Source organism: Mesorhizobium sp. M6A.T.Ce.TU.002.03.1.1, assembly GCF_003997275.1.
In the GTDB taxonomy this organism is placed as follows: Bacteria; Pseudomonadota; Alphaproteobacteria; order Rhizobiales; family Rhizobiaceae; genus Mesorhizobium; species Mesorhizobium mediterraneum.
The window spans coordinates 13005-28999 of sequence record NZ_RZTI01000023.1; the positions used below are offsets into that span (position 1 = coordinate 13005).

Below are 15995 nucleotides of genomic sequence, written 5' to 3' on the forward strand. Positions count from 1 at the left end.
TACCCGAAAGCCTCCTGGCAGCGGCGGCGAAGTGTTCGCGGGCTGACGTCGAGCCGGTCGAGGATCACCGCCATGCCCGGACCGGCGGATTCCGTTTTCAGCGCGTTGAAGACAAATCCCATGTCCGGAGGCGGCGGCTCGACGTCGGGCGCAAGCCTGGAGAGTGCCGCTTGCATCGCCCGCACCCGCTCCGCCGTGGAGGGTGCATCGCCAATTCTCTGGGCGATTTCGCGCGCCAGCGCTCCCAAGAAGTGGCTGAGCGCCACCCGGCCGCCAACGATCTCCGACATCGGCGGGCCGAGCCATCGGCTTGCCGCACCCGGTCGGAAGCGGGCGCCGATCACAGTAGAGCCGGGTGTCAGCGTAGAGAGGGCAACGGCCACGTCGGGGCCTGCTACGACCAGATCGCCGTCGATCCAGGTGATGTCGACGCAGCCGTCGGGAACCACGGCCGATAAGCTCCCCGCGTCCGGTCGCAATGTATTGGACCAGACACACTGGAAATGCCCTTCGAGTGCGGCCGGAGGATTAAACTCGCGGTATTCCCCGATTGCCCCGGAAAGCACGGGCGCCCCGGAAAGGATGGGCGCCCCGGAAAGGACGGGTGGGTTGTCGTCGGGCGTCACGCGCCTCTCCTGTGAGGAACACTTTCGCAGGCATCGTACTCTTCGGTCCCGAAATCTATTGCGATGGCGGCTTGCTTCAACCCCTGTTGTCGTTCTCAATCAAGCTCCGTCTGGTGTGATGCCACGTCAGGAAGAACCAGGCAGTTGTCGAGTATTCCACCAAGAGATCGTGGAATGGCCGGCATGACCACGGAAGCGGTCGTAAGCTGAGGCCCGCGACGCCCGCGCTCGGCTCGCGCCATCTTGAGTCTCGCACCAGGGATGTTTACCCCTTTACGAGAACAGCCTTTCCATCAGTCGTCGCATCTTTGAGGGGACCGAGAGTGGAAAAGTACCAATCAGGCCTCACCCTGGACAGTGCCGCCAGGGGATTCTTTCCGGAAGTCCGGTATAAGCTCGGGTCCCGAAGCACACGCTGGAAATCAAAGTCGGCTGCGAGCAGAGCTCTCAGCAACAACTGCTGACGATCCAGCCGCAACAGGTCCGACCCGCTGCGATTGATCATGCTCCGGGCCCCCATCCACTGGTGAAGTCGCTCGCCTGAAAGAAGCTCTTCTGGGGGGCGGAACGAGATGGCCTTGCGTCCCTCCTCGATCGGGCGCGTAGGATGCAAGGGATACCAGAAGTCGAGAGGTTCGCTCACTGGCACAGTGACGCTGACCGCCTCGAGCGCAGCCTCGGTCGCGGCGCGCCTGACACACAGCAGGCTCTCAGCTCGAAACCCCAGTTCTCGAACCGCTTTCAGGAGAAGATCGCCGCCACCGGTCGCAAATGCCGCATTGATGCGATCGTTGAGGCTGGGTACCCAAAGATCACGGGGAATCCAGGTGAGATGCCTGTAGGTCGGATCGACAACCACCATGATATCCGTGTTCGCTTGCCAGTCATCCCGGTCGAGGATTGCCACTACCGTCACGCGCGCGGCCCCTGCTCCGTCCGCCCGCGCCAATTCGCGCTTACCTCTGTCGACGCCGCGCTCGTAGGCGAAGGTGCACGCCAGGACGAGCGGCCATGATGCGACAACGAACAGGCGATCCAGCCCTCGAACCGATCTGAAAGAAAGCGGCGCGATGAGCATGAACCGGCTGAAGCCTCGCCTCAGCAGCGAGCTCTCGTCGAGCGCAGGCCAGTGGATTGCGGCGCGCTTGCCACGGGCAAGCTGATCCTGGATCATCTGCCGGAAGCTGGTTGGGTTCAGGTGCGATGCCTGAACCGAAGGGGCCCAGACCGGACGATCGGCACGCTTCATCCGGCGGTGGAACTCCGTATCCTCCCCGACCCGAAGGTCCTCCCGGAACCCGCCATATTTTTCGAAGAGCGTTCGGGCATAGCTTGCGCCGTAGCGGAGCGCCTTCCTCTTGGGCACACCGGGCATCCGGCGAACCAAAACCGAGAGATGGCTTGCCCATGCATAGAGGTTCCGCGGATGGCTGTTGACCAAGGCCGAGGCTACGGAGTTGCGGCCTTTCTTGTGAAGCAGGAGCCGGTTGGCCGCCCAGCCCGGACTGGCGACGAGATCGGAGGCGAGAAATGCGACCCAGGGTGCGCGAGTGGATCTGATGCCAACGTTTCGCGCGGCCCCTGGCCACAGCAGTTGCGGGGTGGAAATGACGCTGATACCGGAGGCTTCACTCGAAAGAACGGAGCGGGGATTGCCTCCGCCTGAGTTGACGACGACGATCTCGAGCGGAATTGGTTGCGCCAGCAGCGAGTCCACTGCCGTCTTCAATTCCACCGGTGCACCAACGGAAAGGACCACCACGGCAAGTTCGGGAGATGCCTCGCTCAAGCGGGATTTCCAAGCAACAACTTTGCCGAGGTATCGAGCGGCAGCAACCGGGCGAATCGGGAATGCTCCGACGCTAGATCCCGGACCTGTTCCGCCACACCGGCAGGACTCCTGTAGGTCACGATATCCGCGACGCTGCGCGTGTCGTATCCGCACCAGAAATCCGCCGCACTTCCGATGTCGATGGCAATACCCCCCGCTTGCCTGATCCACATGCAGTAGATTTTACCCAGCATGCCGGCTGAAATGAGAAAAACACGACCGCGCAGCTGTCCCGACAATCGATCCCTCAGCCTTGTGAAGGCGTGTGGATAGTGTGCATCGCCGGCTATGCTGGCGAAGCCTGCGGCGTATTTGTGTTCCGGCGGAACCAGGTGGACGGTCTCGATAGTTATCCCGTGTCGCTGCGCCAGAACGCCGCCGAGCTTGGCATGACATGTGATCAGGGACACGGCTCCAAGCCTGGGGAGCAGCAGGTCCCAAATTCCCCAGAAGGATAGGGATTGGTGGATATGGCAGGAGGTCAGCACGGCTTGCTTGTTGGTGTTTCCGGCAGCGAAATCGATCGATGCAAGGAGGCCGCGGGCATTTCTGCCGCCGTCTCCCAACGCCTCCAGGGAGTTGCTCAAAATACCGCGACTAGTGCGATCGAGATCAGGAAGCCCAACGACATCGGCGGAACGTATCGCTTCTTTCAGCTGCCACTCCAGCGCGTCATCCACTTGGGCAGCGCGCCCCCACCAGGTCTGCTGGGTCGCTTCCCTGTCCGTCTCGCGAAACACCTCCAGTTCGGGTCTGTAGGGAAGCATGCACCCTTCCCCATCGCCCAACCTGATCAGCGAAAGAGGCTTCAGTTCATCCAATGCCTCAGCAATGCACGTTGCAACTTCAAGTGCTTCATTCAGGACGAAGGAGGGATCTGGGAAGAAGTCCGTATGCCCAGAACGAAGCCGGACAAAAATCTCGCAGATGTCGCGAACTGCATCTCGTCGATTTTCAGCCCCCACCGATCCCGGGCTGTGCGCGAGATGATCCCGAACCAGTTGCTCAATGTGAGGCCCCTGATCGAAGGCGCTTTCAGATGAGGAAACCAGACAATTAAGGGAGCGCAGTCTCGTACGCTGAAAAATTGCAGACAGCCTCAGCAATTCCCCCGCTACGGTATGGGGAGCTTCCGCGTCTACGCGATCCAAAACGACGTTCGCGAGACCAGCCCCGCCGACCTCCCAGGCTGCACTCACCATCGGCGACAGGAGTTCAGGCGAGAACTCGTCGATACTCCCGTGCTCCCAAGTCTGCCGCAAGCATTCACCGGCCTCAAAGTACCGGTGCGCCTGTATAAGGCAGTTGATCCGAAGCTTCTTGCGGGCTGCCTCCTTACCCGCGCGGCTGCGGTCAAGCACTTCCAGTGCCTCATTTGCCCGGCCGAGCCTTCCCAGCACGCCTAGATAGGAATGCAGCAGCTGCCAATTCCCGAGGAGCAGCGCTTCGTTCGTGCCTAAAAGCTGGCCCATTGTGGCCCAGTCGTGCGTGGCTTCCAGAAGTGGCATCGAGGCAAGCAGGTAAGCAAGTGGCGAGCTCCCCGCTTCCAACTCCTTGACGATCTTCTCAGCCTCGGCAATTCGCTGTAGCCGCACAAGCAACAGAACCTTGCGCCGCATTGCGTCGGGGTCGCTCAATGTCTTCCATATGACATCCTGCATTTGCAGTGCGAGTGGCCAGTCGCCGCGTTCGGAAGCGATCCGCTCCAGGCCCCGATATCCGGCGATTTCCGCCGGAAAGCGTTCGCACAGCAGGCCAAAAACCGCTTCGGCTTCCGCCAGCCTTCCAAGTTTCAGCAGGGCCGCGGCATGTCCGGCGAGTGCCTTGCGGCCAGGCGCGAGCCTGCTTGCCGCCGCCCAAGCCTCCGCCGCGATACCCCAGTGGCCCAGCTTCTCTGCCGAACGGGCTGCTCCTTCATGTCCGCCTGGAAAGTCTGGATTGCGGCTGCGAAGCTCCTCGAACACCAGCTCGGCCTCGCCGTAGCGGCCGAGCATGAATAGGGCCGTGGCCCGCCTATGCAGATATCTCTTTCGCTTGCCTGGGAGAATACGGGCGGCGACTGTCCAAAGCGCAAGCGACCTCGCCCAACGTTGCTTCTCCGACGTCGACAGGACAGTCTCTGGTCGATGATGGCCCTGGTGGTCGGCCTGTACCGCCCAAATGACCCGGGAACGCCCTGCACCATGCTCGCCGGAATCACCGCCGGTTCGCGCCATCTCTCGTTCGACCGCTGGAAAAATATGTCTCCATGCGGTTCCGTCGGACATCTCACGCGGCGTCCACTGACTGTAACAGAGGTCGCGCATGAACTGCTCCCGCTCCGGTTGCTTCGGATGCTCGATATCATCGAGACTGTTGGAACAAAGGCGGTATGCAAGGCTCGCCGGAGATAGACATATCGGCGGGACGCCCGCGATCAACGCATCGATTGCGGCACCGGATGACAAGGTTACGCACACCCACGCATTTGCCACCTCGTCAGCGAACGGCCGCCTGCCGCGCGAGATGGTGACCCTGGGCACGGTCGAGCAAGCATCGACAACGGCTTCTTGATCTCGCCATCGCGTGCTGGGGTGCAGCCGGATCAGGATTGAACGATCGCTGATCTTCCTGATCGCCGCCGCGGTCTCGTGTAGCCACCTCACCATGTCGATGCCCCGTAGCGAGGCATCCTTGGGCACCTGACCGACCAGGAGTATGTAATCTCCCTCGGCCCGGTAGGGCTTCAGCCTGATCCCAAATTCGGCCTTTGCCCTTTCCCAGCGATCCGGCGGGCTGTTTTCTGCACAAAAATCGGCGTCGTCGCCCAACGCTCCGCCTACGGCCACGCGGCAGTACGGGTGCACTTGCCGCGGGCGCAGCGGCCGCCGGCGCAACGCTGCGAGCCAACCGGGCAGGCGCTGATTGAAACTCCGGCCGATCAGCGAGCTTTCGATGACGACGATGGGTCCGTTGTGTTCCCGATAGATGGCGTTCCTGAGACGCCCCTGCTGGGAGCGTCGAGGCGGATTGGCAAGCCCATACATCACCGCGACGTCGCAAGGTTTATACTTCCAACCAGGCGTAACCGTTACCTGCATGCCTTCCACGCGGAACATGGAAATATCCATGAAGCTGACACTGTCCGTGAAAATGCGCGCATGCATTTGTGTCTTCACCGCATTTCTTCCAGCGCGCGGACGAACGTCTGCGGCATCCTAGCGGCCAAAGGCCGACTCTGCGTGTTCATATGATTGCCCCTCTCGGCGAACTCTAAGCGGTGGAGGCGGTCACGACAACCGCCAATGGAGTCGGGAAAGTCCGCGGCGAAAGGTGACCGTCCGGTTGATTTCTCCGCCCAAATATGATGCTCCTCCCGCCCATGAAGAAGCTCTGTCTTACGGTTCTGGCGTTGGTGGCGCTGGCGTTGCCGGCTAACGCGATGGATAGCGCATTGCGCACCGGCTTGTTGAAGCTCGACCCGCAAACCCGGCTCGAACAGCGATGCGATGCTGAAGTGCTCGACCGGATCACCCATGATGACCACAAATACAAAGCCGATCGCGTGGTCGCCTACGCTTTTGCGACGCCCGAAATGGAGACCGACGCAATCACAAGCCCTGGGGCTGCCTTTCGCAGCAAGGGACAATGGTACCGGCTGAAATTCAAATGCCGGACGGCGCCGGACCACATGCAGGTTCTGGATTTTCGCTATCGGATCGGCGAGGAGATTCCGGAAACCGATTGGTCGGAATACAACCTCTACAATTAGAGCGTTGCGCGTCCAACTGGACGCGCAATGGACACTCCAGCAGTTTGAATCGGCGCATAATCCTTTTCGGAGACCGAATTCCGGTTTCCGGGTCATGCGCCAGCGTATCTAGCTTTCACCGGCTGCTGGCGATTTCCGCCGCGATCAGGCGGTTTGCCGGCCTTGTCCTCAAGCGATCTCTTGACGCGCGGGAACCATACACGTTAGGCGTCCGAATACTCGGCGCCGACGATCGACAAACAAGCAAGGAACTTCCAGTTGATGGAAATTTTTACCGCCGCAGGCTTCTCCGCCCTGCTCCAGGTTATCGCCATCGACCTCGTACTTGCAGGCGACAACGCCATCGTCATCGGCCTTGCCGCGGCCGGCCTGCCGGCCGAGCAGCGCAAGAAGGCCATCCTCATCGGCGTGCTGGCCGCGACCGTGCTGCGCATATGTTTTGCAGCAGTAACCGTTCAACTGCTCTTGATCGTCGGTCTGCTGCTGGCCGGTGGTATCCTGCTTTTGTGGGTTTGCTGGAAGATGTGGCGCGAACTGCGCACCTCCCATGCCGACGAGCTGGAAGCGACCGAGGCGCTGTCAAATGCCGATCTCGACAAGGACGATGCCGTGGCTGGCAAGTCGCCGCGCAAGACACTGGGCCAGGCCGCACTGCAGATCGTCGTCGCCGACGTGTCGATGTCGCTCGACAATGTGCTGGCGGTCGCTGGTGCGGCGCGCGATCATTTCTCCGTGCTGATCATCGGCCTCGTTCTCTCGATCGCGCTGATGGGTCTGGCCGCGACCTTTATCGCCAAGCTGCTGCACCGCCACCGCTGGATTGCCTATATCGGCCTGCTGATCATTCTGTATGTCGCGCTCGACATGGTCTATCGAGGCGCGCTGGAAGTCTGGCCGCATGTGAACAACGCGGTGAGCTGACGCCGCCTGTCCCGCCGTTTCCGTCGTCGGCACCGATACATTCATCGTGCGTTTCGTCGCGGTTGCCGCGGGCCCATACCAATGCCGCAATAAGTGTGGTACTGCGCCGCCAATCCTGAAAAGCCGGAAAACCTCTATGTCTGCCCCTCGCGTCAGTTTCGTCAGCCTTGGATGCCCGAAAGCCCTCGTGGATTCGGAGCGCATCATCACGCGCCTGCGCGCCGAAGGCTATGAGATCGCGCGCAAGCATGACGGCGCCGATCTGGTCGTCGTCAACACCTGCGGCTTCCTCGATTCGGCTCGCGATGAATCGCTCAATGCCATCGGCTCCGCCCTATCGGAGAATGGCAGGGTCATCGTCACCGGTTGCCTCGGCGCCGAACCGGACGTCATCCGCGAAAAACATCCTAGCGTTCTCGCCATCACCGGTCCGCAGGCCTACGAGAGCGTGATGGCTGCCGTGCATGAGGCCGCGCCGCCGAGCCACGATCCTTATGTCGACCTTTTGCCGCCGCAAGGCGTCAAGCTCACGCCGCGCCACTATGCCTATCTCAAGATTTCGGAAGGCTGCAACAATCGCTGCACCTTCTGCATCATCCCCGCGCTGCGCGGCGATCTCGTCTCGCGGCCGGCGGCCGACGTGTTGCGCGAAGCCGAGAAACTGGCCAAGGCCGGCGTCAAGGAGATCCTGGTCATTTCGCAGGACACCAGCGCCTATGGCATCGACATCAAATACCAGACCAGCATGTTCGGCGATCGCGAAGTGCGGGCAAAGTTCCTCGATCTGTCGGAGGAACTCGGCAAGCTCGGCATCTGGGTGCGCATGCACTATGTCTACCCCTACCCGCATGTTGCCGATGTCATCCCGCTGATGGCCGAAGGAAAGATCCTTCCCTATTTGGACATCCCGTTCCAGCACGCCTCGCCGCAGGTGCTGAAGAACATGCGCCGTCCCGCCCATGGCGAAAAGACTATCGACCGCATTCGCGGCTGGCGCGAAATCTGTCCGGATCTGGCCATCCGCTCCACCTTCATCGTCGGCTTCCCCGGCGAGACGGACGACGATTTCGAGATGCTGCTCGACTGGCTGGACGAAGCCAAGATCGACCGCGCCGGCTGTTTCAAATACGAGCCGGTCCGAGGCGCCCGCTCCAACGACCTCGGCCTCGAACAGGTGCCGCAGGAGATCAAGGAAGCGCGTTGGCACCGCTTTATGCAGCGCCAGCAGAAGATCTCGGCGACGCAGCTCGCCAGGAAGGTCGGCAAGCGCCTGCCTGTCCTGGTTGACGAGGCGCATGGCACCTCGGCCAAGGGCCGCACCAAATACGACGCGCCCGAAATCGACGGCTCGGTGCATATCCAGTCGCGGCGCCCGTTGCGCGCCGGCGACATCGTCACCGTCAAGATCGACCGCGCCGACGCCTACGATCTCTATGGCTCGGCGGTTTGATAGCTGGGCGGGGTGAAGACCTCTCCTGCTAGAGCATTTTGCAGCCAAACGTCTTCGTTTGGCGTCCGACAAAATGCGTTAAAATAAAGAGTTAGAGCGCGGTGTTGGTTCGACCAAACACAAAGGGCTCTAGGACGTGACCGTTTCGCTTACACGGATAAGCATCCGCCTGAGCCAGGCGTGACCGGGATCGCTGTCGTTCCTCCGATGCCACAGCAGAGTTTCCTGATAACCGAAATAGTCGAAGGGCAGCGGAAAAGAGCGCACGCGCGGCCAATTCGTAAGCCGGATCACGTTTGCCGACAAGGTGCAGATCATGTCCGTCTCGGCGATGATCGCCGGCACGGCGAGCGCATAAGGCAGGCTCATTGCAACGGTCCGCTTCAGGCCGCGGTCGTCCAGCAGACGATCGATGTAGCCCTTCAGATCGCCGACATGAGTGACCAGCAAGTGCGGATACTTCAGAAAGAGCTCGAGCGTCAGCGCGTCGCGGATCTCAGGATGCTCGGCCGAGACGATCGATATCCAGTTCACGTGGAAGAGCGATGCACGTTTGATCGTCGTCGGCGCATCGGGCAGGATGGTGATCGCAAGGTCTATCGAGCCCTTCTCGAGACAATCAACGATCTCCTGGCGATGTAAGCTGCGCAAGACGATCGAAACTCTAGGCGCCGCTGAACGAAGCACCGGCATCAGTCTGGGCATCAAAGTCGCCGCGATGTGATCGGTGGTCGCGATCCTGAAGATGCGACCCGATCGCTCAGGCGAGAACTGGCCGAATCCTCCCAACGCATCCTGGATCTGGCGTAGCGCGGCCCGGATCGGATCGGCGAGATCGAGCGCCTTTTCGGTCGGCCGCACGCCATCGGCATGACGAACGAAGAGATCATCGGCGAAAAGCCGACGCAGATGGGCGAGGCGCTTGCTCATCGCAGGCTGGCTGAGTCCGATGCGGGCTGCCGCCGCGCTCACGCTCCCTTCACTGAGGAGGGCGTCGAAGGCGACAAGCAGGTTCAGATCGACGGCAGCTAGATTCACACTGGGCCTCCGACAGTTTATTACTGAAGGGAATATTGAGATGTCAAATATCGATTGGACGACTGAAAGCGAACCCGGAAGATAGGCGCCTTCCAATAGATATGGAGACATGGATGCGACGCTGTTCTCTCGCTGCTATCGTTCTATTCCTGATGCCGAGCCTCTCAAGTGCTCAGCCGGCCGAAGGTCACGGAGGGGCCGTCTTCGTGTTGTCGGATCTCGATATGGTGCCGACCGTCTACGAGACGGGCGAGCTCGGGCCTCCAGACCCTCACTATCTGGATACGCTGTCCATCATCACCTCGCCGACGGAGCGGTCTCGCTCTGTCGCGATGATGGAGGTTTCGAATTCAACCTATGGGCCGCCCGGAGCACTAGACGTCTCCCTGGATGGCCGGTTCGTTTTCGTCGCCGAAACTTTCCGTCAACGGCCCGAACGGGCGACCCGCCTCGACGAGTTGCAGCAAGGCGACACGATCAGATCGCTCCGGCTCGATGGGGGCCACTCGTCGGCGGTCGACAGCGTGAGGATCGGAATCCAGCCCCAGGCGATTCATCTCAATCCTGCAGGCGATCTTATCGCGGCGATTACTGTCGACGCCGAACACGAACTCACTTTCGTACCGGTCAGGGAGGGTCGGTTCGGGCCCGTATCCAGCTTCGGTCTCGATCTTGAGCCGTCAACGGGTTTCATTCCATTGAAGGCGACCTGGGTGCAGTGGCATCCAAGCGGCCGGTATATCGGGGTCAATCTCGTCGACCGTGGTCAGGTTGCCTTCTATGAGGTGCTGCGCGGAAAGGACGGGGCGGTTTCTGCTATTCGTCCCTGGGGCAATCGCGTCCAGACGAACAAGTTCCCCTTTATCGGCCGCTTTTCGCCCGACGGCCGCTACTACATCACCTCCGATGTTCAATGGGGAATCGATACAACTGGCTTCTATGGCGTTCAGGAGGGCATTCTCACCACAGTCCGGCTTGCCGATGTCGGCGCGACGGGCGACGCGGCAAGGCACACCGTGCCTCACATCGCGCTTGGTGGCTGGGGCGCCGAGACGATCGCCTTCAGCCCCGACGGCCGCTTTCTTGTCACGTCCAACCTTCGCGGCACCGGCAAGCCAGACGGCTCGCGCGACTGGACGGAGCACGCGTCGCTCAGCCTCTATCAGCTGGACACTGAAACAGGACGGCTGTCACCGCACGGCGAATGGCCGCTCGAAGGTGTGCTGCCGCAAGGACTCGCTTTTGATCGCACGGGACAAAAGCTCTTCGTCGGCGTGAACCGTTACCGCAATGACGAAGCGCCCCTTGGCGGCGCCGTCGAGATATGGCAGATCACGACGGAAGGGCGCCCGGCGCTCGCTCCCACATCGGATCGCATCAGGCTGCCCGCGGGCGTCCATACGATAATCGCCCGCTGAACTTTCGTGAGTGGGACTCGCAGTCGGGCAGGTTAACCTTCGAAACTCTGCGCATGAAAAGAGGACGCCCGAAGGCGCCCTCCCCAGTGCTTGCGCTTACTGCGGCAGCTTGTCATCGACGCCTTTGACGTAGAAGTTCATGCCGAGCAGCGTAGCGTCGTCGGCGACTTCGCCGTCCTTGAGCCATGGCGTGCCGTCCTGCTTGGCAATCGGCCCGGTGAAGGGGTTCCAGCCCTCGACGATCTTCTTCTCGGTGGCTTGCGCCATCGCCTTCACGTCATCGGGCATGTTGGTGTAAGCGGCCATTTTAACGGCGCCGTCCTTGATGCCCAGCCAGACGTTGCCGGGCTTCCATGTGCCGTCGAGCACGGCCTTCACCCGGCTGATATAATAGGGTCCCCAATCGTCGACGATCGAGGTCAACTGCGCCTTGGGGGCAAACTTGATCATGTCCGAAGACTGGCCGAACCCCTGCAGGCCGCGCTCTTCGGCGACTTGCAGGGCAGCGGTCGAGTCGGTGTGCTGGACGATGATGTCGGCACCCTGGTCGAACAGAGCCTTGGCGGCATCGGCTTCCTTGCCCGGATCGAACCATGAATTGACCCAGACGATCTTCGCCTTGAAGTCCGGGTTGACCGACTGGGCGCCAAGCATGAAGGAATTGATGCCCATCACCACTTCGGGGATCGGGAACGAAACGATGTAGCCGGCGACGCCCGACTTCGATTGCTTGGCGGCGATCTGGCCGAGGATGTAGCGGCCTTCGTAGAAGCGCGCATTGTAGATGCCGAGATTGTCCGACGTCTTGTAGCCGGTCGCGTGCTCGAACTTAACGTCGGGGAATTTCTTGGCGACCTTCACTTCGGGATCCATGAAGCCGAAGGAAGTGCCGAAGATGATCTTGCATCCTTCGCGCGCCAGGCGCTCGAAAGCACGATCGGCATCGGGACCCTCGGAGACGTTCTCCAGGTATGCGGTCTCGACCTTGTCGCCGAGTGCCTTCTCTACGTCCAGGCGGCCCTGGTCATGCTGGTACGAATAGCCGAAATCGCCGATCGGGCCGGTATAGACCCAACAGGCTTTCAGCTTTTCCTGTGCTTCGGCGGTCGCCGCCAGCGACAATGCTGCCGCCGTGGCCATCAGCGCAATAAGCAGTTTTTTCATCGTGTTACCTCTCTGAGTTAAGCCCTGGAGCTTCCCGGCTGTCTTTTATTATCAACGATCCGGAACGAATGGCTGCCCCAAGGAAGCCGGTGTGTTCATCATCGTCAAACGCTTGTTGCGCGAGATTAGAACGAGAACCACGATGGTTGCCAGATAGGGCAACGAAGAAAGCAGTTGCGAAGGAACCGGAATGCCAAAAGCCTGTGCATGAAGCTGGCCGATCCATACCGCGCCGAAGATATAGGCGCCGGCCAGCACCCGCCATGGCCGCCATGATGCGAACACGACCAGCGCCAGCGCGATCCAGCCGCGCCCGGCGGTCATGTTCTCTACCCATTGCGGCGTATAGACCAACGACAGGTGGCCCCCGGCAAGGCCTGCACAGGCGCCGCCGAAGATCACTGAGAGATAGCGGTAGCGGATGACCTGGATGCCAAGTGCATGGGCCGATGTGTGGCTGTCGCCGATCGAGCGCAGCGTGAGTCCGGTGCGGGTCTTGAACAGGAACCACATGACGGCGGCGGTCAATGCGATCGAGATGTAGAAGATCGGGTCCTGGCCGAACAACAACCTGCCGATGACCGGGATCGCTGTCAGGCCGGGAATGTCGAGGTTTGGCAGCCTCGCGCCGGGCTGGCCGACAAAGCTGGTGCCCATCATGCCGGAAAGGCCGAGGCCGAGCAATGTCAGCGACAGACCGGTCGCCACCTGGTTCGTGGCCAGCGACAGCGTCATGACGGCGAACAGCAGCGAAAACACCGCACCCAAGGCGATCGCCGCCAACAACCCGATCCACGGCGATCCGGTGAGATAGCCGGCGCCGAAACCGCCGACCGCCCCCATGATCATCATGCCTTCGACACCGAGATTGAGCACGCCGGAACGTTCGACCACCAGCTCGCCGATCGCCGCGATCAGCAAAGGCGTCGCCGCGGTTGCGATGGTCAAAAGAATGTTGACGGTGATGTCCATCAGCGGGCCTCCTCCAGCTTCGGTGCGGATTCAAGCTTCGGCGCGGCAAAGCCAATCAGACGAATGCGGTAGTGAATGAGCGTGTCGCAGCCGAGCACGAAGAACAGGAGCATGCCCTGGAACACGCGCGCCACCTTGTCGGAGATGCCGAGCGCGCTTTGCACCGCCTCGCCGCCGAGATAGGTCAGCGCCAGCACCAGGCCCGCCGCGACGATGCCTAGTGGATTGAGCCGGCCGAGGAACGCCACGATGATGGCGGTGAAGCCGTAGCCGGGCGAAATGACCGGCTGCAACTGGCCGATGGCGCCGGAGACTTCCGAGATGCCGGCAAGTCCGGCCAGCGCACCCGACAGCATGAAGGCGAAGAACACCATCCGGTTGATGCCGAAGCCAGCGAAGCGCCCTGCCCTGGGACTTGAGCCGAGCACGCGGACCTCGAAGCCTTTCAGCATGCGGCTCATCAGGATCCAGACCAGCACCGCCGCGACCAGCGCAAAGACGAAACCCCAATTGGCGCGGCCAGAGGCCGGCATCAGTTCCGGCAAGATGGCCGAGTCGTTGAACTGTATCGTCTGCGGGAAATTGAAACCCTTCGGATCGCGCCAGGGACCACGCACCAGCCAGTCGAGAAACAGCTGCGCGACATAGACCAGCATCAGGCTGGTCAGGATCTCGTTGGTGTTGAAGCGCGCTTTGAGCAGAGCCGGAATGGCGGCGTAGGCGGCGCCGCCGATCATGCCGAACAGCAGCATCAGCGGCAGCACCAGCGGGCCTTCAAACTGCGGAAACAGCACCGGAATGCTCGAGCCGACGATGCCGCCCAGGATGAATTGGCCTTCCGCGCCGATGTTCCAGATATTGGCCCTGTAGCAGACCGACAGGCCGACCCCGATCAGAATGAGCGGTGCCGCCTTGATCGCCAGCTCATGCAGCTGCCAGACCTGACTGACCGGCTCGATGAAGTAAATTTGGAACGCCTTCAAAGGATTGACGCCAAGCAGCGCGAACAGGATGGCGCCGGCAACGATCGTCAACACGAATGCAATGAAGGGCGACAGCGCCGAGAACAGCATCGAGCGCTGTGGCCGTTTGACGAGTTCGAGGCGCATCATGACGTCTCCACAGCGTGTTCGGCGTGGCCGGGCTCGGCCCCGCCCATCAGCAGTCCTATCTTTTCGAACGTGGCCTCAGCGATCAGCAAAGGCTTCGACAATTCGCCATTGTGCATCACCGCGATCGCGTCGGATATTTCGAACAATTCGTCGAGATCCTGGCTGATGACCAGCACTGCCGAGCCGCTGCGCGCCAGTTCGATCAGCGTCTGGCGAATGTGGGCGGCAGCACCGGCGTCGACGCCCCATGTCGGCTGATTGACGACCATCACGCTTGGCCTGCGGTCGAGTTCACGGCCGACGATGAATTTCTGCAGATTGCCGCCTGAAAGCGCTGCCGCCTCTGGATCCGGAGCGCTCTTGCGCACATCCATCGCTTTGATGATGCGCTGGGCAGCGGCATAGATTGCATCGCTTTTGACCATTCCACCGGCGCCGACAAACACCTTTCCATCGGTGGCATGGCGCGACAGAAGCAGGTTTTCCGAGAGCTTCATTCGCGGCGCCGCACCGTGGCCGAGCCGCTCTTCCGGCACGAAGGCAGCGCCCATCAACCGCCTGCCGGTGATGCTGAGGCCGCCGGCATCCTTGCCGCGGATGCGCACCGAAGCGGTATCCTGCTGCGGCACCTCGCCGGAAACGGATTCGAAGAACTCGCCCTGGCCGTTGCCGGCGACGCCTGCAATGCCGATCACTTCGCCGGCGCGCACCGTCAAGTTGATGTTCCTGAGCGGGATCGAGAACGGCGTTGCCGGCTTGCGGCTGAGCGCGCGGATTTCAAGCAGCGGCTGCGCGGTCTCGATACCCTGGGCCGGCGCGCGCACCACGGCCTGCACGTCGTTGCCGACCATCATGCGCGCCAGTGATGCTGCGGTTTCCTTGCGCGGGTTGCAATGGCCAACCACCTTGCCGTGGCGCAGCACGGTGGCGCGGTCGCAGATGCGCTTGACCTCTTCAAGGCGGTGCGAAATGTAGAGGATGGACTTTCCTTCCGAGCGCAGCCGTTCGAGCGTCTCGAACAGTTTGTCGGCTTCCTGCGGCGTCAGCACCGAAGTCGGCTCGTCGAGGATGATGAGCTGCGGCGTCTGCAGAAGGCAGCGGATGATCTCGATACGCTGGCGCTCACCGACAGACAGGTCGCCGACCAGCGATTGCGGGTCGAGCGGCAGGCCATAGCTGTAGGAAAGCGCCCTCGCCTTCGCGGCAATCGTGCTGATCGGCGAACCGTCGTCCAATGACAGGGCGATGTTCTCGGCCGCCGTCAGTGCCTCGAACAGCGAAAAATGCTGGAACACCATGCCGATGCCAAGCTTCTTCGCAAAGCCGGGATTGGTGATCGTGACCGCCTGACCGTTCCAGAAAATCTCGCCCGAATTGGGCTCCAGTGTTCCGAACAGCATTTTTACGAGCGTCGACTTGCCGGCGCCGTTCTCGCCGAGCAGCGCGTGGATTTCGCCTTTCGCGACGTTGAGATCGACATGGTCGCACGCTGTAAGCGTGCCGAACGTCTTGGTGAGGCCACGAACCTCAAGCAGGGTTGCGCCGTCCTGATTTGCACTCACAGTGCCTCCCATCTGGTTTGCCAGATATGTTCTGTGTTCCCGCAGGCATGGTATGCGCGGCCTGCTGTCGTCGCAAAGCGGCACCCGTCTTGAAAGAGCTTCAAGAATTTCAGCGGAAACCTAGCGCATCGGCCCGAAAATCGAAATCGA

General features: G+C 61.3%; 12 protein-coding genes. 4 read left to right on the forward strand and 8 right to left on the reverse strand.

Going from position 1 to position 15995, the window contains the following annotated elements; genetic code table 11:
• From EOC93_RS10075 to EOC93_RS10085, 3 genes are all read right to left on the reverse strand, one after another.
• A partial coding sequence (locus EOC93_RS10075; RefSeq protein WP_245461425.1) for a DUF6597 domain-containing transcriptional factor occupies nt 1-626 on the reverse strand: 626 nt, incomplete at its 3' end.
• A gap of 265 nt (nt 627-891) precedes the next feature.
• Nucleotides 892-2415, reverse strand: a complete 1524-nt coding sequence (locus EOC93_RS10080) for a glycosyltransferase family A protein (RefSeq protein ID WP_127204521.1) — start codon at nt 2413-2415, stop codon at nt 892-894.
• On the reverse strand, nt 2412-5615 hold the full coding sequence (locus EOC93_RS10085) for a hypothetical protein (protein WP_127204522.1): 3204 nt from the start codon (nt 5613-5615) through the stop codon (nt 2412-2414). The genes EOC93_RS10080 and EOC93_RS10085 overlap by 4 nt, the downstream gene beginning before the upstream one ends.
• A 185-nt stretch (nt 5616-5800) precedes the next feature.
• Here EOC93_RS10085 and EOC93_RS10090 point away from each other — a divergent pair, with 185 nt between their 5' ends.
• The 3 genes from EOC93_RS10090 (at nt 5801) to rimO (ending at nt 8579) form a co-directional block, all read left to right on the forward strand.
• Nucleotides 5801-6208 carry a DUF930 domain-containing protein gene (locus tag EOC93_RS10090; protein ID WP_127204523.1) on the forward strand — a complete coding sequence of 136 codons (408 nt, stop codon included), beginning with the start codon at nt 5801-5803 and terminating at the stop codon, nt 6206-6208.
• Between the two features lie 261 nt (nt 6209-6469).
• Nucleotides 6470-7129: a TerC family protein gene (locus EOC93_RS10095; protein ID WP_095486794.1), complete on the forward strand. Its 660-nt coding sequence runs from the start codon at nt 6470-6472 to the stop codon at nt 7127-7129.
• Nucleotides 7130-7265: 136 nt separating this feature from the next.
• Nucleotides 7266-8579 (forward strand): 30S ribosomal protein S12 methylthiotransferase RimO, encoded by a 1314-nt coding sequence (rimO, locus tag EOC93_RS10100; RefSeq protein ID WP_127204524.1) that lies wholly within the window; start codon nt 7266-7268, stop codon nt 8577-8579.
• 129 nt (nt 8580-8708) lie between these two features.
• On the opposite strand, the gene EOC93_RS10105 is transcribed toward rimO, so the two are convergent.
• Nucleotides 8709-9713 carry a LysR family transcriptional regulator gene (locus tag EOC93_RS10105; RefSeq protein ID WP_164759103.1) on the reverse strand — a complete coding sequence of 335 codons (1005 nt, stop codon included), beginning with the start codon at nt 9711-9713 and terminating at the stop codon, nt 8709-8711.
• 110 nt (nt 9714-9823) lie between these two features.
• On the opposite strand from EOC93_RS10105, the gene EOC93_RS10110 reads away from it, so the two are divergent.
• Nucleotides 9824-11035 (forward strand): beta-propeller fold lactonase family protein, encoded by a 1212-nt coding sequence (locus tag EOC93_RS10110; RefSeq protein ID WP_164759104.1) that lies wholly within the window; start codon nt 9824-9826, stop codon nt 11033-11035.
• A 96-nt stretch (nt 11036-11131) separates the two neighbouring features.
• Here the strand turns inward: EOC93_RS10110 and EOC93_RS10115 are convergent, their stop codons facing one another.
• From EOC93_RS10115 to EOC93_RS10130, 4 genes are read right to left on the reverse strand one after another with little or no spacing between them, the layout of a single operon-like run.
• The gene (locus tag EOC93_RS10115; RefSeq protein ID WP_095486798.1) at nt 11132-12199 is read right to left on the reverse strand and encodes a BMP family ABC transporter substrate-binding protein; all 1068 of its coding nucleotides are present in this window, start codon (nt 12197-12199) and stop codon (nt 11132-11134) included.
• Between the two features lie 51 nt (nt 12200-12250).
• Nucleotides 12251-13171 carry an ABC transporter permease gene (locus EOC93_RS10120; protein ID WP_095486799.1) on the reverse strand — a complete coding sequence of 307 codons (921 nt, stop codon included), beginning with the start codon at nt 13169-13171 and terminating at the stop codon, nt 12251-12253.
• Nucleotides 13171-14283: an ABC transporter permease gene (locus EOC93_RS10125; RefSeq protein WP_126106591.1), complete on the reverse strand. Its 1113-nt coding sequence runs from the start codon at nt 14281-14283 to the stop codon at nt 13171-13173. Before EOC93_RS10125 ends, EOC93_RS10120 begins: the two co-directional genes overlap by 1 nt.
• Nucleotides 14280-15857 (reverse strand): ABC transporter ATP-binding protein, encoded by a 1578-nt coding sequence (locus EOC93_RS10130; protein ID WP_164547212.1) that lies wholly within the window; start codon nt 15855-15857, stop codon nt 14280-14282. Before EOC93_RS10130 ends, EOC93_RS10125 begins: the two co-directional genes overlap by 4 nt.
• Nucleotides 15858-15995: the final 138 nt, after the last annotated feature.

Excerpts from the sequence above, each read along its gene's own strand:
- EOC93_RS10125 (WP_126106591.1), bottom strand. The coding sequence starts at position 14,283 with ATGATGCGCCTCGAACTCGTCAAACGGCCACAGCGCTCGATGCTGTTC.
- EOC93_RS10095 (WP_095486794.1), top strand. The coding sequence starts at position 6,470 with ATGGAAATTTTTACCGCCGCAGGCTTCTCCGCCCTGCTCCAGGTTATC.
- rimO (WP_127204524.1), top strand. The coding sequence starts at position 7,266 with ATGTCTGCCCCTCGCGTCAGTTTCGTCAGCCTTGGATGCCCGAAAGCC.
- EOC93_RS10120 (WP_095486799.1), bottom strand. The coding sequence starts at position 13,171 with ATGGACATCACCGTCAACATTCTTTTGACCATCGCAACCGCGGCGACG.
- EOC93_RS10115 (WP_095486798.1), bottom strand. The coding sequence starts at position 12,199 with ATGAAAAAACTGCTTATTGCGCTGATGGCCACGGCGGCAGCATTGTCG.
- EOC93_RS10090 (WP_127204523.1), top strand. The coding sequence starts at position 5,801 with ATGATGCTCCTCCCGCCCATGAAGAAGCTCTGTCTTACGGTTCTGGCG.
- EOC93_RS10130 (WP_164547212.1), bottom strand. The coding sequence starts at position 15,857 with ATGGGAGGCACTGTGAGTGCAAATCAGGACGGCGCAACCCTGCTTGAG.